At 38.7% G+C, this 22,279-nt stretch carries 14 protein-coding genes; 11 read left to right on the forward strand and 3 right to left on the reverse strand.

Annotated elements, in window-relative coordinates:
• Window positions 1-99: 99 nt before the first annotated feature.
• Entirely contained in the window at window positions 100-420 is a 321-nt protein-coding gene (locus I8751_RS20755; protein ID WP_214440999.1) for an NIPSNAP family protein, read from the reverse strand.
• Window positions 421-590: 170 nt separating this feature from the next.
• Here I8751_RS20755 and I8751_RS20760 point away from each other — a divergent pair, with 170 nt between their 5' ends.
• The 3 genes from I8751_RS20760 to I8751_RS20770 all read left to right on the forward strand — a co-directional run bounded on the left by I8751_RS20760 (window position 591) and on the right by I8751_RS20770 (window position 4,377).
• Window positions 591-875 (forward strand): glutaredoxin family protein, encoded by a 285-nt coding sequence (locus I8751_RS20760; RefSeq protein ID WP_214441000.1) that lies wholly within the window; start codon window positions 591-593, stop codon window positions 873-875.
• A 271-nt stretch (window positions 876-1,146) separates the two neighbouring features.
• Window positions 1,147-2,646: a UDP-N-acetylmuramoyl-L-alanyl-D-glutamate--2,6-diaminopimelate ligase gene (locus I8751_RS20765; protein WP_214441001.1), complete on the forward strand. Its 1,500-nt coding sequence runs from the start codon at window positions 1,147-1,149 to the stop codon at window positions 2,644-2,646.
• A gap of 213 nt (window positions 2,647-2,859) precedes the next feature.
• Window positions 2,860-4,377 carry a DICT sensory domain-containing protein gene (locus I8751_RS20770; protein ID WP_214441002.1) on the forward strand — a complete coding sequence of 506 codons (1,518 nt, stop codon included), beginning with the start codon at window positions 2,860-2,862 and terminating at the stop codon, window positions 4,375-4,377.
• Here I8751_RS20770 and I8751_RS20775 read toward each other — a convergent pair.
• Both I8751_RS20775 and I8751_RS20780 read right to left on the reverse strand, forming a co-directional pair.
• Window positions 4,374-5,465: a hybrid sensor histidine kinase/response regulator gene (locus I8751_RS20775; RefSeq protein ID WP_214441003.1), complete on the reverse strand. Its 1,092-nt coding sequence runs from the start codon at window positions 5,463-5,465 to the stop codon at window positions 4,374-4,376. The genes I8751_RS20770 and I8751_RS20775 overlap by 4 nt on opposite strands.
• 92 nt (window positions 5,466-5,557) lie before the next feature.
• Window positions 5,558-11,305, reverse strand: a complete 5,748-nt coding sequence (locus tag I8751_RS20780; RefSeq protein ID WP_214441004.1) for a PAS domain S-box protein — start codon at window positions 11,303-11,305, stop codon at window positions 5,558-5,560.
• Between the two features lie 577 nt (window positions 11,306-11,882).
• On the opposite strand from I8751_RS20780, the gene I8751_RS20785 reads away from it, so the two are divergent.
• The 8 genes from I8751_RS20785 (at window position 11,883) to I8751_RS20820 (ending at window position 22,133) form a co-directional block, all read left to right on the forward strand.
• Window positions 11,883-14,447 carry a P-loop NTPase family protein gene (locus I8751_RS20785; RefSeq protein WP_214441005.1) on the forward strand — a complete coding sequence of 855 codons (2,565 nt, stop codon included), beginning with the start codon at window positions 11,883-11,885 and terminating at the stop codon, window positions 14,445-14,447.
• A gap of 117 nt (window positions 14,448-14,564) precedes the next feature.
• Window positions 14,565-17,975 carry an acetate and sugar kinases/Hsc70/actin family protein gene (locus tag I8751_RS20790; RefSeq protein ID WP_214441006.1) on the forward strand — a complete coding sequence of 1,137 codons (3,411 nt, stop codon included), beginning with the start codon at window positions 14,565-14,567 and terminating at the stop codon, window positions 17,973-17,975.
• Window positions 17,976-18,249: 274 nt separating this feature from the next.
• On the forward strand, window positions 18,250-19,344 hold the full coding sequence (locus I8751_RS20795) for a hypothetical protein (protein ID WP_214441024.1): 1,095 nt from the start codon (window positions 18,250-18,252) through the stop codon (window positions 19,342-19,344).
• A gap of 292 nt (window positions 19,345-19,636) precedes the next feature.
• Complete coding sequence (locus I8751_RS20800) at window positions 19,637-20,530, forward strand: helix-turn-helix domain-containing protein (protein WP_214441007.1); 894 nt, start codon at window positions 19,637-19,639, stop codon at window positions 20,528-20,530.
• A 350-nt stretch (window positions 20,531-20,880) separates the two neighbouring features.
• Entirely contained in the window at window positions 20,881-21,069 is a 189-nt protein-coding gene (locus I8751_RS20805) for a hypothetical protein (protein WP_214441008.1), read from the forward strand.
• 13 nt (window positions 21,070-21,082) lie between these two features.
• On the forward strand, window positions 21,083-21,295 hold the full coding sequence (locus I8751_RS20810) for a hypothetical protein (RefSeq protein ID WP_214441009.1): 213 nt from the start codon (window positions 21,083-21,085) through the stop codon (window positions 21,293-21,295).
• 401 nt (window positions 21,296-21,696) lie between these two features.
• Window positions 21,697-21,888: a hypothetical protein gene (locus I8751_RS20815; protein ID WP_214441010.1), complete on the forward strand. Its 192-nt coding sequence runs from the start codon at window positions 21,697-21,699 to the stop codon at window positions 21,886-21,888.
• Window positions 21,889-21,929: 41 nt separating this feature from the next.
• A complete protein-coding gene (locus I8751_RS20820; protein WP_214441011.1) occupies window positions 21,930-22,133 on the forward strand; it encodes a hypothetical protein in 204 nt (67 codons plus the stop codon).
• Window positions 22,134-22,279: the final 146 nt, after the last annotated feature.

A 22,279-nucleotide genomic window follows, 5' to 3' on the forward strand; every position in this document is an offset into this window, starting at 1 on the left:
TTGAAGCTATTACCAGCTTTTACAAAGTCACCGTTTCTTATTTCGTTTTCTCACTTTACTTGGATAAGCGCTCTGCTGCCACCAGGGAATGCTGTTGTTTCATCTAGTGGTAACATCGGCTAAAACTGGGCGCATAAATGAGCGCTCATAACTAACAATGCATTTTGTTCGATGCCCAAATTCATACGCTTGCTGACAAGCTGGATCTTGCTTTGACTCTATCCGGTATTGCTCGTATGCTGCAAGGCTGGGAAAACTGAACAGAGCGACGGCAATATTATTAGCTCCTTCATGTGGAAGAAAGTAGCCGTGATGCTTTCCACCGAATTTTTCTACCAACGGAATCCACATACGTCCGTATGCTTCAAAATCCGAAATTTTCTCAGGGTCAATAACGTAGCGCAAATAGCAAGAAATCATATTAATCTATTTTTATAGCAAAGATTTTACTCTACCATCTAGCGTTGTACTCCTTAAACCTGATTTCTACTTTTATTCTGCCTAGAGCCACAAAACAGGTTTGATTACGAATTACGAATTAGTATTACGCCTATCATGACTTGTAGAAAGGGAAAAATTGGCGGCAGAAAATGCGATTGATTTTATACACTAAACCAGGATGTCATTTGTGTGAAGGCTTACAGGAAAAGTTAGAACAAATTCACAACCTCAGTTTCGAGCTTGAAGTTCGAGATATTACGACTCGTGAAGACTGGTTCGGTGCATATCAGTATGAAGTACCTGTACTTTATTTATCGAACCGCCAAGACGCCAAGAGCGCCAAGTCAGAAGATGTGAAAGAAATACCTTTGCCACGTCCTTCTCCGCGTGCTAGTGTCCAGCAATTGGAGCAAATGTTGATTAAGTATTTATAACAAAGGTAAACACAAATTTTCTAAAGCTGCTTTACACGTTTACCTGTAATGCTAATACATCGACTTGTTATGCTAATACATCGACTTGTAATGCCAATACAGCGACTTGTCATGCCAATGCATCCACTTGTAATGCCAATACAGCGACTTGTAATGCCAATACAGCGACTTGTAAAAATTAACCTTTACCCTTTATTTCTGTGAGTGTATCCAATTTGAAAAAAAATAATGCAGAATAAGCGCAAGGAAAACGTGTGGCGAGGTTCATAACATGAAATTGCGGGAATTACTAGCAGCGGTAGATAGTGTTGAACAGTTGGCTAATCATCCTACTGTTGAAGATGCAGAAGTCAAAGGACTAAAAACGAACTCTCACGCTTGCGGTGCGGGAGATTTGTTTATTGGGATGCCAGGAACGCGAGTAGATGGTGGGGAATTTTGGCCAAGTGCGATCGCATCGGGGGCGGTGGCGGCGATTGTCTCTCCTGAAGCCGCCCAAAAAAATCCTCCTACAAATGATGCTGTTGTCATTAGTGCTAACAACATGACTACAGCTTGTGCCCAAATCGCCAGTGCTTTTTACGGTTATCCAGGACAAAAACTTAAATTAGTGGGTGTGACTGGTACGAATGGCAAAACCACAACTACTCACCTGATTGAATTTTTGTTGACTAAAGCTAACCTGTCTACGGCTTTAATGGGAACTCTTTATACTCGTTGGCCTGGTTTTGAGCAAACTGCCATCCACACTACGCCTTTTGCTGTGGAATTACAACAGCAGCTAGCAGAAGCTGTAAATGCTGGTTGTGAGTTTGGGGTAATGGAAGTGAGTTCTCACGCTTTAGCTCAAGGTAGAGTTTTAGGTTGTCAATTTGAGGTAAGTGTATTTAGTAATCTCACCCAAGATCACCTGGACTATCACAGCGATATGGAAGATTATTTTGCCGCCAAAGCGCTGTTATTTAGCTCTGATTATCTGAAAGGACGGGCAATCATTAATGCTGATGATGCCTATGGTAAGCGGTTAATCGCTTCGTTAAATCCTCAACAAGTTTGGAGTTACAGCGTCAACGATCGCAGTGCTGATTTGTGGATGAGTGATTTAAATTATCAACCTAACGGTGTCAGCGGTACTTTACATACACCCAAGGGCGAAGCGGCTTTTCGATCGCCTCTCGTCGGTCAATACAATTTAGAAAATCTCTTAGCTGCGATAGGCGCAATTTTACACTTGGGTTTAGATTTGTCATTAGTGGCATCTGCAATCTCGGAGTTTCCAGGAGTCCCCGGACGTATGGAACGGGTGCAAATTACTCCTGAGCAAGATATTAGCGTGATTGTAGATTATGCCCACACTCCAGATAGTTTAGAGAACTTGCTCAAAGCTGCACGTCCATTTATCCCTGGTAAGATGATTTGCGTGTTTGGCTGCGGCGGCGATCGCGATCGCACTAAGCGCCCCAAAATGGGTAAAATTGCCGCTGACTTAGCAGATGTTGCAGTAGTTACATCAGATAACCCCCGTACCGAAGACCCAGAACGAATTTTACAAGATGTTTTGTCTGGAATACCTGACACAGCAAAACCGACGGTAATAGGCGATCGCGCGATCGCCATTCGCACCGCTATTTTACAAGCACAACCCGGTGATGGAGTTTTACTCGCTGGCAAAGGTCACGAAGACTACCAAATTCTCGGTACTGAAAAAATTCACTTTGACGACCGCGAACACGCACGGGACGCTTTACAAGAAAGATTAGGGGCTAGGTAGGAGGGAGGGGATGAACAATCTTGGGAAAAGGTTAAAGGGTAAAGGGTAAAGGGTAAAGGATGAAGAAACAAACCCTTTCCCCCTTTCCCTTTACCCTTCTTCCTTATGCCCTATTTATGTTTTGAAGTGGCTTTTTTGTGAAAAACTGACACATAAAGGTGAAAATCGATACATTGTTATTTGTGCGTTGTCCTTGTTGGTTGTGCTTGACTCATGAATGATTCTCCGCGTCAGGATCTGTCTTTATATCATTTGGCTTTGGGAGTGGAAGCGCCTCCTCAACCATTGCCTCTCAATCCTGCTACCCTGCTATCACTGGTAAGGTCACAAATAGATTTACTAATTGAGCAGCAGATTGCCGCAACTTTCTGGGTTAAGTTACCACCTGGAAAAATTTGGCGCGCAGAATTAGTGCGTTACCAATTCTCAATAGGTGCGTCTGCTACGATCTATAATTGCCAAGTTGGAGAAAGAGGAATAGGCAAAAGCAAGGAAATAGAAAACTCAAATCCTCCTAAAGGATTGCAGCCTAGTTTTTCCCAAAGTCGTAACAATCAGGGGCAATGGAGAAATGTACAAGAAGAACTCATCTCACCATTGCATGATATTCGTGTGCAATTATTATCGCAAAGGCAACTACGACGGGAATACTTTCTGATAGTGTTATCGCCACAGTTTTGTAGTTTAATTTTGGCTCATCGACCGATTAAAAAACGCCAAAACCAAATTTTGAGGAAGGTTAACACTAAGAAAACTCTGCCTTTGCTGACTATGACCACTACTGAAGGACAAGTTATTCAGCGAGTTTTAAGTGGTATCAAGCAGGTAACTTCAGCGGAGTTTTCTGCAATAATTAAACCTGCTGATTTGATTTGCTCCAGTGTATCTGAGCCAACTCTGATCAATCATCTGTTAGCAAAACAACTACAGCGACAGGATGAAATTAGCCGTCAACACAAAACTGCGCGGATTGCTAAGATGCAGCAGCAAAATCAAAAGCTGCGTCAAAAAGACCAACTCAAAGATAAATATTTAAGTAATGTGTGTCAGGAAATGCGTACACCTTTGACGCACATGAAGACTGCACTCTCACTATTAAATTCTCCGACTCTTAAGCCACCGCAACGACAACGTTATTTACAAATGCTCAATACCCAGTGCGATCGCCAAAGTACTTTGATCACTGGTCTGTTGGATATGGTGGATCTGGAGCATAATTTAGAAAAAACAACTTTAGAGTTAGTCAACCTTACAGATGTTGTGCCTGGGATAGTCAGTACCTACCAACCTTTAGCCAAAGAAAAAGGCATCACATTAGCCTACACTGTATCAACTGAACTTCCACCTGTTTGGTGTGTGGTGAGTAGGCTAAGACAGATAGTAATTAATCTGCTACATAACAGCATTAAGTTTACCCCCAATGGTGGTCAGGTGTGGGTCAAAGCCCATGTGAGAGGCGATCATGTCCAATTAGAATTCCGCGATACAGGTATTGGTATTGCTGAAAGTGAAATTCCTAAAATCTTTGACTGCTTTTATCGGGTACGTTCTGGAGTCAGTGAAGATCTTGGCGGTGCTGGGTTAGGATTAACAATTGTCAAACGCTTATTGTGGCGTTGTGGTGGTTCTATTTATGTTAAAAGTAAGCTGGATGAAGGTTCTACTTTTACAGTGCAGTTAGTAACTGCCCGCGACACACCCAAAGCGATCGCCACAGAACAACCGACTTAACAAGGTAAATAAATACTGACAGTAGTTCTTTTTTCAGGAATGCTTTCTATGATTAATTCACCACCATATAGTTTAACTATATGCTGAACAATAGTCAGTCCTAATCCAGAACCTTGTTGCTCATAAGACTTGCGATCAAATTGTACAAAAGCGCCTATTCGCTCAATTTTGTCGTTTGTCATTCCTTTGCCATGATCTATTACATATAAGCTAAATTTACGATCACTGAAATTGCTAATTACTCTAACTTCGCTACCAAGTAAAGAAAATTTAAATGCATTGTCGATTAATTCTTCAATGACCTTAATAAACTTCTGTTCTGGTATTTCTACAGTAGATTCTTGAAGTTCAAGCTTCAAATCTTTTTCTCTATTAAACTCTTTTGCTTTTTTGCCAGAAACATCATTAATAATTGCTTGAGTAAGACATTTATCTGATTTTTCTCGAATGTGGCGAATTTTTTTTTGATCTCTAATAACTAATTCTAAATTACTATAGATTAAAAATCTTTGAGTTAATTTATGCAAACGATTTGCAGAAGTGTAAATTGATTCTGCAATTTCAACTTCTTCAGATTCATCAATTAAATCACGATTGTTCATTAGTAACTGCGACATACCTAGAATACCGTTCAAAGGTGTGTTGAGTTCATGAGGTAGTGAGTGAGCAATATTTATGCGTAATTCATCTAATTTAGCTTGAGACTGGCGCTCTACCGCAGCTTGTTTTTCTAAACGGGTAGTAATTGCATTTAGTAGTTCTTCAGGTGTGAATGGTTTTGTTAAATAATCATCAGCACCAAGCACCATACCGTGACGAAAATCAGAACGCTCTGCTTTAGCAGTGAGAAAAATCACAGGAATATTAGTAGTTATTTCATCTTGACGCAAAGCAGATAATACGCCGTAACCGTCTAATTCTGGCATCATGATGTCACAGATAATTAGATTTGGTAGTTTAGCTTTGGCAATTTTTAGCCCAATCTGGCCGTTTGGTGCTGTCAAAGCCTCAAACTCTGAAAGAATGAGAATTTCTTGAATATTTTCTCTAATTTGAGGTTCGTCTTCTATTACTAAAATTGTGTTCATTTAAGGATGATAAAGATAGAGATATTAGTTGATTACACTATCTCGTTAATTATGTTTCCCTAAAATCATTCCCAGCTAACACAGTAATACTGTTATATAAGGCAATTAGTTGCCATCAATGGAAGTTCTACCCTGAATGTTGTACCTACTCCAACTTCGCTAGCGACGGTAATTCGTCCTCCTTGGAGGTCTAAACATTTTTTGACAATTGTCAATCCTAATCCAGTGCCTGGTGTATTACCAACGTTACTAGCGCGGTAAAAAGATTCAAATAAATGTTGCTGATCTTCTGGTGAAATACCAATACCCTCATCTTGGATGAGAAAAATTGCTGTTTCATATTGAACTGACAAATTAAATTCAACTTTGCTACCATCGGATGAATATTTGACAGCATTGGAAAACAAGTTGCTCAAGATTTGTCGCAGAAGTTTTGTGTCCATGCAAGCAATGAAATCATTTTCTAGTGATAAATTATGCAGATATTGAGGAGAAAATATTAAGGTATGGTTAGGGGCGCTGAGTTGTAATTCTTCTAGCAAAGTGCGACAAAAATCAACTAAACCGAAAGAAGTTGGCTCAAATGCTAATTTTCCGGCTTCAGCTTTATTAATTAGTAGGATGTCATCTAAAAGTTGAGTGGTGTGTTTAACGTAAGTTTGAATGCACTGTAGATGCTTTTGCTTTTGTGGTTCACCGAGTTTATGACTAAAATTCTTCAAAATGCCGGCAGAAGAGGCGATTACAGCCAAGGGTGTGCGGAACTCGTGGGATGTCATCGAAATGAAACGAGATTTCAAGTCACTGAGTTCTTTTTCTTTTTCTAAAGTTTTACAAATTTCTTCCTCTGCTTTTTTGCGGTCGCTGATGTCCATCCGTAAACCAATGATCTCTTGAGGATTACCATGTTCATCTAGCACAAACTTTAATTCATCAAAGAGCCAGCGATATTCTCCATCTCGATGCAGCCACCGATATTCATGGCTATAATGTCCTTTTTTCAGCAATTGCGACAAATTTTGCAAAATTTGCGGAGCATCTTCAGGATGAATACGATCTATCCATAAATTAGGCTGGGTTAAAAATTCTTCTGCTCCGTAGCCGATGAGATTAAATACATTTTCACTAATATATGTAGTTTGGGTTGGGTAATAATTTCTTGTTAATGGCTGAGCTGTAAAAATCACCGCCGGGCTGGAAGCAATCAAAAATTGTAGCCTTTCTTTAACTTGACGTAGTTCCGCTTCTGTTTGTCTGCGCTCGTTCAATTCTATTTGCAGTTGAGCATAAAGTCCTGATTGTTTTGTGGCTATAGCTAGCTGATTTGCTAACTGTTGTAACAACTCAATTTCTCCTGACTTCCATTCTCTGGGGGATGAACACTGGTGAGCAATTAATAAACCCCAAAGCATACCTTGTTGGATAATAGGAATCACTAACTTGGCGCGAATTTGCATGTCTAACATAAACTGTTTCATACAGCTAGGACTAGTACGCAAATTACGGTCAGAAAGAGCGTAAATATTACCCTTTGCATAATGCAGATAGCATTCGTGAGGGAAAGATTCTACAGGAAAAGAATGTTCAAGTATACTTTCATAATCGCAAGTCAAAGCTTCAGCAATAACTTTACCTGTGCCATCTGGTAAAATTCGGTAAATAAGTACTCGATCAACTTTGAGTAGCTTGTGAATTTCAGCGACTGTGACATTCAAAGTAGCCTGTAAATCTAAAAATTCTCGGATGCGTTGAGTAATGACATTAACTAGTCGTTCTCGTTCGATTTGTTGTTGAAGTGCATCTTGAGCTAGTTTGCGTTCTGTAATATCTGTCGCAACGCCTAAGATACCCCTTACCTGACCATTAGGTGCAATTAAAGGAACTCTAATAGATTGAAAATAGCATTCTTCTTTTGTTGCTTTTTTAATACTAGATTCCAGCATTTGAATTGGCTGTAACATGGAAAAAACAGCTTGGTCAAAATCGTTGAATCGCTGAAGTTCTGTATTTGAATAAAATTCTGCATCAGTTCTACCCACTAATTCGGGAATAGTGGTGTGATGGAAGTCAGCCATAGCCTGATTGACAAGCAAAAACTTGCCTTGGGTATCTTTGACAAAAATGCAGTTGGGGTTGTTATCAATAATGCTACGCAGAAAGATCCTTTGTTCTTCTAGAAGTCGCTCTGCTTCTTTACGCTGGCTGATGTCACGACATACACATATTAAATCACCTTGTTCCGAAATCGTGAGAGAAACTTCTTCTTCAAAAAGGCTACCATCTTTTCTTTTCGCAATTGCCTCTCCTCTCCAATGTTTTTGTTGCATTAAGATAGGAAAAATTTCTGTTTGAAAACGATTGATTTCGTGTGGTTCGTAAATTTCTTTCCATGTCTTACCAATGATTTGGTCAGCACTAGTATAGCCAAACATCTCAACATGAGCTTTATTGAGATATATATAGTTATTTTGGCTGAGAATACCAATACCATCTATAGCAGCTTCTACTGCTGCAAATTGGCGTTTAAGTTCTTCTTGTGCAAGTTTGCGATCGCGGATATCTTCAATCACATCAATCAAATAAATTGGCTGATTATTAACATCTTTAATCAGGGAAACAGTCAAATTTACCCAAACTGAATTACCACTTTTATGTAAATAGCGTTTTTCTAGAGAAAATGTTTCTACTTTTCCTTTGATTAATTTTTGCAACTCATGCAGATGACATTGCAAATCTTCTGGATGAGTAATATCCATAAAGGTTTTGTTCAGCAGTTCTTCTTGGCTGTAGCCCAAAATCTCACATAGTTTCTGATTAACTTTCAGAATATGCCCATCTAAAGTTGATAGTCTAATTCCTACAGCTGCTTGATGAAAAATCGCTCTGAGTTCGGCTTCACTTTCTTGCAGTTCTAAAGTACGTTGTTCAACCCTAGCTTCTAACTCTCGATTTAATTGTTGTAGAGCTTCTTGCGCCCGTTGACGTTGTAATTCAGCGCTAGCTCTGGCTGCAAATACTTTTAAAATTCCCTCAAATTTATAGGGGTCAGGTATAGGTTTATTATCTACAACGCAGAGTGTACCAATAGGTTCGCCAAAATCATTGCTTAAAATAACTCCCATAAAACTTTCTGCTTGGAGAGCAACCAATTTATGATCACTAGGGAAGAGTTGCTGAATGCCTGAAGAACAATAGTAAGCTCCTTGTTGTGTCAAAATCTCACAAGGAGTTGACCTCATATCATAAGAAATTTGAGGCTGTAATTGCCCGTCATACCAAAATCCCAAACTATGAAATTGATTATCAATGAACTCAGTTACTAAAGCCAAGTGGATATCTAAAGTAGAAGAAATGTACTCAACTAATGCTGGAAAAAAATCTTGCCCGATGGTAGAAGCTGTACTTTCTACTAAACTTTGTAAAGCTATTTCGGCTTGTTTGCGCTCTGTGATATCTTCAGCAATACCAATAATCCGGTACACTTCATCTGTTTCATTCTTGATAGGAAAAGCGCGGCTACGAATCCAACGAATAACTCCATCGGGTCGGATAATACGATATTCTTCATCATACTCACCCTGTTTTTGTGGTGTATCCACAATGAAATGCTGGCGGTCAGCAGGGTGAATCGCTTCTAAAGCTGTAGTATAAGACATATAAAATTCTTCAGCGGAACGTCCCCAGATTTCTTCAAAAGCTGGACTAACGTAAACCATTTGACGAGAATTTCCCTCGATATCAATAATCCAAAATGCACTTTTAATATTTTCTGTAAATAAACGAAACTTCTCTTCACTTTCTTTAAGAGCCGCTTCTGCTTGTTTGCGATCGCGCAGTGCAGCTTGCTGTTCACTAATATCATTCGTTACAATAACTGCACTCATAACGTGCCCATCACGACATATTGGGCCAACTTGAGAATGATAGTGTCTTAGTGAATTATTGGCACTAAAACCCCGAATTTCATAACTTACAACTTCTCCTTGATTAAAGACGCGTTCTAAAGCAGCACTCTGAATGTGTTGGTCATCAGTAATCACATAATTATCAATATTTGTTCCAATCAGTTCTTCTACTGATAGCCCTAATACTGTTTTATTGATAAATAATATTTTCCTTTCTTGATTAACCATAGTTACCAGACTAGGAGTACTATCTAAAACTGAACGGAGCATATCTTCAGATTCAGCCAAAGCTATTTCTGCTTGCTTACGCTCTGTAATATCAATTCCTACAACAACAGCAGCAGTATTTTTCTGGTATTTTTGAGCAACGAGTAAATAATTTCGTTTTTCGTCTTTAATTTTGGCATCAATGACATGAGAACTCGCTAAATTTGAACTCTTGAGAAAGCTATACATAAATTCTGTAAACTGCGGGCTATTTTGCATAAACCCCAATTCTTGACCTACAAAAGCATCAGGAGTCAATTTAAAACTTTCAGCTAAATGTCGATTAACTCCTAAATAATATCCATCTGTACTAACCCAAGAAACAAATCCAGGTACTGCGTCTAAAACTGTTTGGAGTTGCTCTTTTGCTTGTTGTAGCTTTTCTTCTGATTGTTTTTTCTCTGTAATGTCTTCTGAAATGCAAAGCAGGTATTCGGGTTGGTGATGTTTGTCATATAGAGGAATTTTAGTTGTATGTAAAATTCTTCTTCCTAAGCTAAAACTATCAATAAGATATTCAGCAATATCTTGACATACACCCAACGAAAAAGCTGCTTGGTCTGTTTGACTAAAAAATTCTGCTTGCTCTTGGGGGAAGAAATCATAATCTGTTTTGCCAATTGCTTGGTCGGTTGTTAAGCCATATATCTTTTCACAGGCTTCATTCCATAGCTTTAATTTACCAAAATTTTCTGGTCTGGCATCTTTAACAAAAACTCCAACAGGCAAATTATTAATCATCATCTGAAGAAAGTTACGAGTTTGTCGGAGTTCTTCTTCAGCTTTTCTACTTTCAGTAACATCAATCCCCGTACAAACGATATATTCAATTTGGCCATTCCGATTGAACAGAACATTGTTTGACCAAGAAATTAAGCGTTCTTCGTTGTTTTTAGTTACCCAATAATTTTCATTTTGTTTAGGGAAGGAGTTGTTATTAAAATTTCGATAGGCAGCTTTTATCAGTTCGTTTTCTTCAGAAAACAGCCAAAAATCCCAAATAAATTTGCCTCTAACTTCATCAAATCTGTACCCGGTTATTTGCTCACAAGTACGATTAAATCGAATGATTTTACCTTGAAAATCTAAAACTAAAACTAAAGCACCCGCCAAATTTAAAATAGTAGAAACAAAGTTATGCTCTAATCGCAGTTCTGTTTCAATTTGATGGCGCTTGTCGAGCTTAGTTTGGGCATAATTATAAAGCTCTGCTTGGCGTATAGTAATTGCTAATAAACTTGTAAGAGTAACTAACCCAATTAATTCTCCTTGCTCTCTTACAATGGGCAAATAGCGAATTTGATGTTGTTTCAATAAATTTAAAGCAGTAAAAATATCTTTAAATTCGTTCAGCTTGAGTGTTACTAAATCTCTAGTCATCACTTCAGCAATACTCATACCCTCTAGTTTCTTGCCTTGTGCTGTCAATTTGATTAAGTCTTGCTGCGTAAACATACCCAACAACTGGGAATTTTCCATCACCAGGACACAACTACTAACTTGAGATGTCAGGCTATCAATCTCTTTATTGGGTAAGTTATCAAGATTCCCTGGCACTTGACTCATTAATTTAATGACATCAACAAGAAAAAATTCAGGGTGAACAATTAAAGGATTACGAATAATAGTTTGTTCTATATTTTGAGAATCGCAAGAGGGAATGTTCATTATATGTAAAGATTTTGTAAGGAAATCGGACATACAACAGGCAGCAGATACTATTTTTACTTATCAATTTTTAGAAAAGCATCAGTATTTTCCATTGCTGGAGTACTTGGGTAGAATAGTTTCATCGTTATCGTCCAGATTCGCGATACTTAAGTACTTTTTATTTGTGGAGAGAATAAAAAACAATAAGTTAGCTCAATATGAAATAACGGAAGCTATATTTAAAACTGCCTTTGTTTTTTGATTATGCAGGTAGAAAAATAGTATTGTTAATTAAAACTACAAAAGAATAAGTCTAGATAAAAACAATAGTTCATATTTAAATCTAAATAGACTTAATCAATCAAACCATGAGTCAATAAACACATTATTTTTATTTAGTTTATTTTGCATTTAATCACAAATATAAGTGTATTGTTGACGATGGTGAAAGCCGATAAAAACAATTTCACCCAAAATCGCAAATGATCTGATATAAACGGGAAATGTAACTTCAACACCTTGATTCAAGTGCTATTAATGGCATTTTGTCTGTTATAAAAATCACATTAATTGATATTAGGCGGAAAAATACTCTATGGAATTAAAAAAATTAGACTGTTTTAAAAAATACGGTGAATTTATTCTCCAAAAAATAGACTCAGTGCCTCAATATCCTTCTCAACAAGAAGATTGGGTTCCCGCCAGCCTGGATGATTGTCTTGTCTGCCTCCGGGAAGCTGCCGAGAAAACTGTAGAACTTGCCACTTCACCAGTCAAAATCGGTGTAATGGGAGAATTCAGTAGTGGTAAAACTTTGCTTCTAGGAAGCTTGATTGGATACGCAGATGCTTTACCAGTTAGCGAAAACCCAACGACTGGCAACATCACTGCTATTCACATCATCCCGGAAGATAGCTTTGTGACAACGCAGGTAAATAATTTTACTGTAGAGTATCTTTCTCATGAAGGAGTACATGAGTGCCTGCGCTTTATGTTGGGGGAGGCAAATCGGCGGACTACAGCCGCTGGACTGGAACCGATACCGTTATCGCAACTCAACAGTGGTAAAGATATTATTAACTGGTGTGAGTCAGCATGGAATCAGAGTAACAACTTAGAACTGCGTTATCTGCTGCGGGAGTTAGTGTTGTTTATTCGTGCTTATCAAGCCTATGGTGAAGCGATGTGTGGTGGGCGCTACAAAATTGATGCAACCACTGCCCGTGAAGGGCTACAGCTAGCCGAACAGCCAATGGCTATCCAAACTCTCGGTTTTGAGGATCTACCTCCCCCTCATGTCCGATTACCGAGTCCGCCCCAAAAGTTACCCACAAAGTTATTGCAGAATAGCTTTCCATTGATTCGCCGCGTAGACATTGAGGTGAAAATCTCACGGGAAGTTTGGGATGTAACTGGTGCTTCGGAATTTATTCTTCTAGACTTTCCAGGGTTAGGGGCTGCTAATTCGGGCGCTAGAGATACCTTTTTATCATTGCGAGAATTAGCTGAAGTTCAAACGATTTTAGTATTGCTCAATGGTAAATCTCCTGGAAGCGATCGCGCTAACAAAATCTTTACCATGATGCAGCAGCAGCGACCAGGACAAGACCTCAAGGATTTAATTCTCGTAGGCGTGGGTCGCTTTGATCAATTACCTTTAGATAATGAAGGCGGCGAAAGAGAACTTGACCAACTCATCCAAGATGTCAGTCCTTTACCGGAGACAGCTGTTTTCCAAAAACTCAAAGTTTTGCAAACTACAATTGACGGTGCAAGTGCCTTTACCACCCAAAAAGACCGGATTGTGTTGCTGTCGCCACTATTGGGATTAGCTGAATTGGCCAAACGTTCAAGTGCTGTCAAAGCCGGTTCGCCAGAGTTTTTAGCTAACTTAGATTATCCCGATTATTTAGAAAGGTCTAAGAGGTTGCAACAAAAGTGGGAGCAACTAAGCGATCGCCTGCTAGAATCGGATGCACGCAGTCATTTAGGCAGACAACTGGGTTACTTTGCCCAAGATGGGGGTATTGCTAAGCTGCGAGAGTTGATTCAAACTCATGTTGCGACTCATGGGCTGAAACAATTGTATGAAGATACTCGCAGATCAGTTGAGAATTTGCATCGACAACAAGATAACTTAAAAAATATTCTCGAAGAAATTCACGAGCAAGGCATCCCCACCACAGATAGTCCAGCAGTCATAGAATTACGGGCTGTAATTGAGAACTTAGATAAAACTTATCGTGATTTCCTCAAAGACTTAGGCAAAGAACCACTCAAAGACCGACGGGGAGAAATTGTCAGCGATGTAGTGAAAGACGAACTTACTTTTAAAATCCTCAATTGGCATCAGTGGACTTTATTATTTAACAAAGCTAAAAATGGGGCGATCGCTCTCGCAGAATCAAAAGGTGCAGCTGGTAAACTATTTGATCGGGGCAACAAAGTTAATAATAATTTGCCAACTCAAAGTGATGATTTTTATCCAGTCTTTGCCAAAACAGTCAAAGAACTAGAAGATTTTGCCCGCGATCGCATTCATCAAGCCGTCATTGATTGGTTAGGCAAATTATCTCAGCAAATAGCCCCAGAACGCGAATACTTAAAGACAATTCTCCACCCAGAAATGGAACAAGATATCGAGTTCAAATTCGGCGTGGAAGAAGCAGATTTATTTTATAAATTGCTATTGGGATGCGATCCTAACGAATGGCAAGAAGCAATTCTTTCAGAAATTAATAGTAAAGATCAAGCGATGTCTTATGACAAAACCCTTGGAATTTACGCCCCCGAAACGATGTTTCCCTTAGCGCGTCAAGACGAAAAACACAACATCGGTCAAATATTTGATTGGGCACCAGAAAGAAATCAAGGCTTATCCAGATCCACAAATCACCAGTTGTTCGTACTGCGACTACGAGATGAAATTACCGCTAGCACCAGCCTCCATCTTGTGCAATACGTCAGTGAAGTTACTCGCCAAGTTAACTCAGAATTAGAAGGAATTTTAGATCAAATTATTCCTACTATGCAAAACTTCTCCAAAAAAGAAGCACTACTAAGATTTATTGCCGCCGGAGATTCATCATCTCCAATTGCCATTCCCAGTTGGTTACAGATTCTTTCAGAAGTCGCCAACCATCAAGAAATACAAAATTAAAAGATAGATACTTCTTTAACTCTTCTTCTCTGCGCCTCTGCGCCTCTGCGTGAGGAATACTCCCAATCAAAAACGCCGAATTATTTTAGCAAATCTGCGAGAAAAGGAAAATAAGGAATGCCTGTAGAAATTCGGCTTTCACCTCGCTTCCAAGTGCATGTTAAAGAAAACGGATATTTGGAGCTTCCTAGCATTCAACTAATCCCTTCAGGGAACAATATCCCTCACATTTCTCGCATCACTTGTGTAGTTAGAGGCACACCAAATGAATTAGCCGCCCAAATTCAAAAAGCGTATCAACAATTTTATTCTGCTACACCGAGAATTTCTCAAATCGGGCAATTAGGGCAATATCCTTGCAAACTCAAGCAACCTTTAACACAACCAATTAACTGTAATTTGCAGGTAATTGTTGAGTATTTTGATTCCGATTATTCAGGAAATCCGCTACTATCTGAGCGTCAACAGATTGCAACTTCGTGTCATCTGTGGTCTCCTTTAATTTCTGAACCGCCACCCATCAAGCAAACAACAGAAACAGATACTACAATGAACCCTTTTCAACTTGATAATCATATTGAACAACCAGATAAACCACAAAAAAGATTTCCCGGATGGTTCGCCCTAGATTTTGGCACATCAAATTCTACAGTCACACTTTTTGATCCGATTGAAGTACCGATCGCAGAAGTTTTACCTAAAGAGCAAGAATTACGATTGCGCGATCGCTTGGCGCAATGGCTGAGTTCTCCGGCTGCTGTGGCGTTACCAGACATCAGTGCGGGTGAATGGGACAAATTTATCGCTGATATTAGTAAAAATCTGGAAATAGAACCCAGTCGCTTAAGTGAAGTTTTTACTAGCGATCACAAAGAACGCTTTTTAGAAGCAATTCGCCAAATTGAATTATGTTTAGGTAACAGCGATCGATTCCGCCGAGCCGCCAGCAAAAAACTTTACCAAATCTACCATGAAGTGTTTCGCGTACCTACCCTCGAATCACAAAATTTAATTCCAGTAGTCCTAGATATTGACCGTCGGGATACAGAAATACCCAGCGAATTAGAAATTTATAGCTTGACAAATCTATCATTGCGGATGGGTAGGGAAGCCAGAGATAACAGAAAAAAAGCGATCGCCCAAGGTACAAGTAGTTCTTTAAAAGAAATTATTAGTCGATTTCACCACTCGCCTAAACGTTATTTTGGTCAAGAACGATCTTTCCCAGTAATTTTAGAGGGTGAGGAAGAAACGATTAATGTTAATAATTTAATTCAAGCAGCTTGGGCACATTTAATAGAGTTAACTGAAGATTATCGCAGACGTTCACAACGCAAATTTTCTGAGGGAGATTTACTCACCGCTGTTGTCACCTACCCAACTGTTGCTCCCCCAGTTGTTCGCAAAGAAGTGAAAGAATTAGTCGAGCAATTAGGCATTGATGATGTCCAAACCGCTTACGATGAAGCTGTTTCTGTGGCCATCTTCTTTTTGTGGCGAGAATTTGGCGGTAATCTCAACATTGGGATTGAGTCATTCAAAACTCGTTGTCGCCGAGCCGGGGATAAATGGTCACAAAATGTTCTCGTCTTAGATATCGGCGGCGGAACCACAGATTTAGCCTTAATTGAACTGACATTAGAAGATCAAACCCCTTTCTTTGCTAACAATGAAGACCGGGGTTTAGGGGGACGTTACTATAAACTGACTCCTAAATTGTTGGGATCTTCCGGTCATTTACAGTTAGGCGGTGAGTTAATTACACTGCGAATTTTTCGATTATTAAAAGTAGCGATCGCTGACTTTCTTTTGACAGCAGTGACAATAGGTAATATTGAAAGCGAAAAATTAGAAGATTTAATTAGCACGGAATTAAACGAGCGTTTCCTAGAAAAAGGAAAATTCCAAAGCGGTAGTATTTCAAAATGTCTAGATAAAGAAAATCCAGAGGGCGATGCAGCTTACAAAGATGCTTTAGATACCGCAGAAAAAGTATTGCCTACCCGTTGGCAACAAGCACCCCAGCGCCTGCAAACCTTTTATACTCTTTGGGAACATGCAGAAGCAGCTAAACTTAAACTGGGTCAGAAATTGCCTAACGATGGTTCTATTTTAACTTTTACGCTCTCAGAGCAGCAAATTTCTGAACTTTTGACCCAAAGTGGAATTAAGTTTCAAGCGACAAATTTAGATAATATCTACGTCACCCTGGATAGCCAGCAATTTGAAACAGCCACCACCTCAGCAATTAAAGAAGCTATAGGTATTGCCAAAGGACTAATGGAAAGTCGCTTGCATCCCGAAGATAATAATATAAATTCTTGGAATACCCATAAAGTTGATTGGTTAATTTTATCTGGTAAAACTTGCAATCTGGATTTAGTACAACGCCACATTTACCAAGAATTTAGCAACTCACCTTATTTTGTCTGGAATCCAGAGCGAATTACCTTTGTTTTGGAATTTACTAAACTAGCCACATCTGCGGGTGCTTGCTACGCCGAAAAATTGCGGAGGCTCAGATTTGATCCCGAAGAATCTAAAGGATTATTACGTAAAGGAGCCAACCAGTTAGAAATTGATGTCAAAAACCTATTTTATTATCTACCTTGCAACTTCAAACGCAAAACCCAAAGCAATGATTTATTACCAGTATTCAAAGCAGGGCAAGAACTTTATCAACTTGCTCCTTGGGAAAAAGTCGCCAAAGTTCGTACTGGATGGCAAGGAATACAATTAACAAATATTATTTACCGTCAAGACTACGAAGATGGAGATTTACGACTCTGGGGTAGCTTCGACGGTAAAAAACTCATGGAGAAACTGGAAATGGAAGAAACTGAGTTTCTCAAAAAAGTTAAAGTCCAGTTTGAAATTGACCAAACACTCCAGTTTAGCGTGTTGCTTTGTCAAGGAAATCCCCATTATTTGATTGACGTTCCTGGGATAGATGTAGGATCAGCAATATCGGCAATTTCTGAAACATCAACACTGTTTGCTGATGGTAAATTGAAATGGAATATTGCCGTTGAACGCCCCAACAAAAACTTGACTGATGGTGATATTGCCGTCAATGTACTTGAATCTGCAACCGTCGATCAACCAAATGCTTATCATCTAGTATTTGAAGTAGACAAAGATGGTAGTGAATATTTGCAAGAATTTCACTATCTCCAAGATGGCGCACCCCAACCAGGAATCGGTTTAATCAGTGAACCCTTACCTCCCTTTCCGCAAACTAGTCAGCACACTTTCTATGTTTATCAAACAGATAGCGAAAGCAAAACCAAAAAATGGTTACGCATTGGCGCACTGAGTAAACCAGACATCACAACAGATTACCCTAGCCAATATCGCGTAACTCTCGACGAAAAAGGCATTCTGCGGATGCACGCAGGGGAGGTTCCTTATTGGACATCGACTAATGAAGAATGTCTCAAGCAACAAGGATGCGTTTATTGTGCTGAATTAGAATTGCAACCCAACGAAGTTGACAAAGAACGCGATCCATTTTGCGGCATACATTAGGCTTACCTCGCACATTCGCCGTTAGGTGTTCCCGCAGGGTAGGCGCTCAGAAAATCTCTGTATCTCTGCGCCTTTGCGCCTCTGCGTGAGATAAAAAAAAGGCGTTGCATATTTGCGAGATGAATTGAGATTTTTGACCAAAGCTCAAGGTAAATTCTTAGCGCCTTTGCGCGGTAGTCGCTACAACGGAGGGAACCTCCGCAACGCGCTGCCTTGCCTTTGCGCGAAACAAAAATCATCCCATCAATCAGCAACGCCAAAAAAAGTTAAATTCATGCAGCATCTAAATCAATTATTAAACATCAAAAACTCAGAGCTAGCCAAACTGCTGAAATTTAGCCTACACGGATTAGAGGCTACTTTAACTCAAGCTCGTAACGAACTTCCAAACGATCCAGGAACCCAAATATGTGACGAAGTGCTGCAAGAACTTCATAGCTTGTTGCAACCACAGACAGACAAATATGACACCATACCATCCCCAGATGAATTAAAATTCAATCACCTGCGGAAAGCTTTTGAAACTGACCCCGAACTTAATTATTATCTGGGAGATTCCCCACTACAAAGCCAGACGGACTCCGATTTATGGAACGAAATTCACCACAAACTATTACGGGTTCCAGAGGATTTAGCTACCGATTGGCGACAGCGGGCTTTAGAATTAGTTCAGGAAGTTGGTGCAGTAGAAGATAATTCCCATCTCTATGAAGTGCCTTTTATTCGGGATGAAATTATTTACCCCGGACTTAGCGGGACTGTCCAAGCTAAGGGGCTATGTCTGTCTCAACAAGCATTTTTAAGTTATGAAATAATCCCAGATAATGCCTCTGAAAATATGCATTTATTAGCTGGGTTCCTACTTTTATATATAAATCTTATTGAAATAGACCAGGATTTATACCATGCCTTAAAGAGCGTTTTTGGTTTCGATGTCGTCTCGTTGCACTCCAAACCAGAACAGAAAAATCAATATATCGAAGCTTTAAGCGATCGCTTTCATCGCGTCCAAAAAACTGAGGAAAATACTGATCCTCTATTAACTCTACGTGCTTGGATTGACATGGATGAGGCAATTCACTCTCTAGTATTTATCCCCCCTGCTGAACGCTATTCGTGGTGGGGTAAACTGCAACAAGAATCACGGCGCATACTAAAAAAAGTCGCTGATAGAGCAAATATTGTTGGTCATAATGTGCGGATTCGTCAGTTATCAGGACTTTACGCCGATATTTGTACGTTATCAAAGGATGACTTGCAACTAGAATGTGGCGGTGTTCCTGGGGAAGTTTTAACTTGTTTACGGGTATATGCACGAATTAATCAACAAGAGTATCCAGGACGCGTTATCTTTCGCTCGTCACGGTAAATGCAGTGCCAGAAGCGATAAAAGTTAATTATGGAAATTTATCATCCCAAGGATTAATAATAAAAATTCCGAGCATTGCATAAATGCGGGATGATTTACCTCACGCAAAGGCGCTAAGACGCAGAGAGAATAAAGAGTTTGAGATTCTAATAAATCCAATTTCATCCCATGATGCTGAAGCAATTATTCAACATTTTGGTTAATTGACATATTCCCCCGAATTTGATAAAGCTATATTTGGGAGATTATAGCTTCAAAAAACAATTTATTACTAGTTGTTGCGATGTGAAAGATGACAGGCACAGAGATATTAAATATTAATACAAATTATGAAAACGCCTTTTCACAGCTTTTCTCTCGTCCACCCATACTTTCTAGTGGTAGGACAAAATGGAGTGGAATTAGTTTGGAACACCTCTACTTACCATCAGGTGAAACTCCTGAATATTCTCTTGAACAATTTGTCATCACCATTAATCTGGGTCAAAGTGTTAAGATAGAACGAATTTTGGATAGGCATCTGCAAACAGGATTAATGTTCACAGGTGCTGTGGGGCTTTGTCCAATGCATACTTCCCAAGCAATCCGTTGGGATAGGGATGTCAATATTCTTTTGCTTAATTTAAACCATGAATTATTAACTTGCAATGCTATAGAGTTATTGGACACAGATGAATATGAAATGTTACCGCATTTGATCACTCAAGATGCATTGATTTATCAGATTGGACTAGGACTAAAGGCACAACTTAAAACTAATGGTTCGGATAGCTGTCTTTATGGTGAATCAGCCGCAACGTTTTTAGCTGTCCATCTCCTGCAAAACTACTCAACTCAAAAATTTTCCATACAGGAATATGCAGGAGGTTTACCTCTACAAAAGCTAAAACAAGTAGTTGACTATATCCACGATCATTTAGCACAGGAAATTTCTCTTGATGCGATCGCTAACTATCTTGGTATGAGTCGCTATTACTTCTGCCGATTATTCAAACAATCTACAGGTCTTAGTCTACATCAGTATGTGATTCAACAACGGGTAGAACAAGCAAAGCAATTGCTAGCACAGGGAAAGATGAGTATTGCAGATATTGCTCTAGCCTGTGGCTTTTCCCATCAAAGTCATCTTCATCGCCACTTTAAACGATTAACTGGAGTAACACCTAAAAATTTCCACAATTTATAAATAGCTAATATGGGACAAAAACCATACTATTCCTTCAATAGCTACTCTTAAGGTTAATATTCCCTCACCAATTCAGATGAAGGAATATGAAAAGTTCTAGAGTGTAATTGCTTGTGTTTGCGGCTTTTGCTATGAAATTCATCTCAAGCATTTAAGTTTAGTTATATCTAAAACTTTACTAAAGCTATAGCAAGATTGTGCAAAATTAATCGGAACGTGCAAGACAGGGTATTTACTATTTATCATCATGAAGATTAGATAGTTAGGCAATTATGTTCAACATGTGTTGTTCTAGCGATCGCACCATTTAAAAATGTTCATGCTTTTCTGTTACAGAAAGTATTTGAAATATGTTTAATAAAGAGTCATCAAAGTTAAATAATAAGGTGTTCTCAAATTTAGAACCTTCTATATTTGCAGAAATTGATATACGGGAAGCAGAAAAAGTATCAGGTGGAGGTGTTGGAACTTCTCCTAAAAATTTTACTGTTTATCAAGAAACTAGTTCATCAAAATGGGCTTTGAGTATTATGTTTTAGAGGTGTTTGAAAGATGGCAAAAGAATATATAGAAGAATATTGGCAAGAATTAGATGATTGCAAAGCTGAAATGATTTCTGGTGGCTTACAGCGGTTACAGGATGAATTTTCGGCTGAATTGGCAACATTAGGTATGGATTTTCCTGCAATCAATATCGCACAATCTGAAATCTCCAGAGGTAAAAGTATTGATATTCCGATTACAATTAGGCGACCGCCACATTAGAAAATTCCAGATAAAATTTTTAGCGATCGCCTCAATTAAAATTTTCAATAATTTATCAAATCAGTATTTTTCAATAGATGAGGTAAAAAGATGTGGGAAACATCTCTAAATTAACAATTCATCCAAGTCTTCTTTAAAGATTGTATCTTATCAGTTAAAAAAACTAGTTAACGATTTAAATGAACGCGAGCAGGAAAGCATTTCTGGTTCTGGAGGCCGTGATGATGCTTGGACTTTGGAAGTTAAAGGCAAAGAAAAACATAAGCATTGGCTTGCCTCTAATTTTAAGGTTGATTTAGGGAATTTATAAGTTTGCAGTCTGGAAGTAAGATCAAATTTTACTGATTAGTCAATACAGTCTTATAACGTCGCAAAATATTAATGTTAATCAGGTGATAAAAATGAACAATAAACATAATGTGACTAACTTTAAAAAGTTGGATAATCCCCAGCTATGGGGAGATATAAATCAAACTGAACAAGAATTGTTATCTGGTGGTACTGCTAACAAACTCATAGCAAACGAATTAACTCATACAGTACAGCAAAGTTCTATAACAACAGGCAGAATACCTATTTGGATAGTTTCTTAACTCAACTAGTTTTCAATATTTCATAATATGGAAATAAAAAAATGAATAAACCACAAAAACTAATATCGCAAAAATTTCAGTTAAATTCTTCACTTTGTCAGGATTTGAGCAATCATCAGCAAGAAACTATTAAAGGTGGAGTATTTGATGCCTTCACCAAGGTATTAGTCCAAAGTGAACCTAGTTTGTCTAGAATTGATAAGTCATCACCCTTACTTGCCAAAGCTCTTAGTAATAATGAATGAATTTAGAGAATAAATATCTCTCTTATGATTAGTTAAAGTAGCAATTTCAATGATTAATAAAACGAAAACGACAGTTTCATTGAAGGAATCACAGTTTATATTGTGGTGCAATCTGAGCGACACTCAGCAGGAATCTATCCAAGGTG

Source organism: Atlanticothrix silvestris CENA357, assembly GCF_016056295.1.
In the GTDB taxonomy this organism is placed as follows: Bacteria; Cyanobacteriota; Cyanobacteriia; order Cyanobacteriales; family Nostocaceae; genus Atlanticothrix; species Atlanticothrix silvestris.

Bases quoted from the DNA above. Each gene is read 5' to 3' on its own strand.
- I8751_RS20755 (WP_214440999.1), bottom strand. From the start codon at position 420: ATGATTTCTTGCTATTTGCGCTACGTTATTGACCCTGAGAAAATTTCG.
- I8751_RS20760 (WP_214441000.1), top strand. From the start codon at position 591: ATGCGATTGATTTTATACACTAAACCAGGATGTCATTTGTGTGAAGGC.
- I8751_RS20765 (WP_214441001.1), top strand. From the start codon at position 1,147: ATGAAATTGCGGGAATTACTAGCAGCGGTAGATAGTGTTGAACAGTTG.
- I8751_RS20770 (WP_214441002.1), top strand. From the start codon at position 2,860: ATGAATGATTCTCCGCGTCAGGATCTGTCTTTATATCATTTGGCTTTG.
- I8751_RS20775 (WP_214441003.1), bottom strand. From the start codon at position 5,465: ATGAACACAATTTTAGTAATAGAAGACGAACCTCAAATTAGAGAAAAT.
- I8751_RS20780 (WP_214441004.1), bottom strand. From the start codon at position 11,305: ATGAACATTCCCTCTTGCGATTCTCAAAATATAGAACAAACTATTATT.
- I8751_RS20785 (WP_214441005.1), top strand. From the start codon at position 11,883: ATGGAATTAAAAAAATTAGACTGTTTTAAAAAATACGGTGAATTTATT.
- I8751_RS20790 (WP_214441006.1), top strand. From the start codon at position 14,565: ATGCCTGTAGAAATTCGGCTTTCACCTCGCTTCCAAGTGCATGTTAAA.
- I8751_RS20795 (WP_214441024.1), top strand. From the start codon at position 18,250: ATGCAGCATCTAAATCAATTATTAAACATCAAAAACTCAGAGCTAGCC.
- I8751_RS20800 (WP_214441007.1), top strand. From the start codon at position 19,637: ATGACAGGCACAGAGATATTAAATATTAATACAAATTATGAAAACGCC.
- I8751_RS20805 (WP_214441008.1), top strand. From the start codon at position 20,881: ATGTTTAATAAAGAGTCATCAAAGTTAAATAATAAGGTGTTCTCAAAT.
- I8751_RS20810 (WP_214441009.1), top strand. From the start codon at position 21,083: ATGGCAAAAGAATATATAGAAGAATATTGGCAAGAATTAGATGATTGC.
- I8751_RS20815 (WP_214441010.1), top strand. From the start codon at position 21,697: ATGAACAATAAACATAATGTGACTAACTTTAAAAAGTTGGATAATCCC.
- I8751_RS20820 (WP_214441011.1), top strand. From the start codon at position 21,930: ATGAATAAACCACAAAAACTAATATCGCAAAAATTTCAGTTAAATTCT.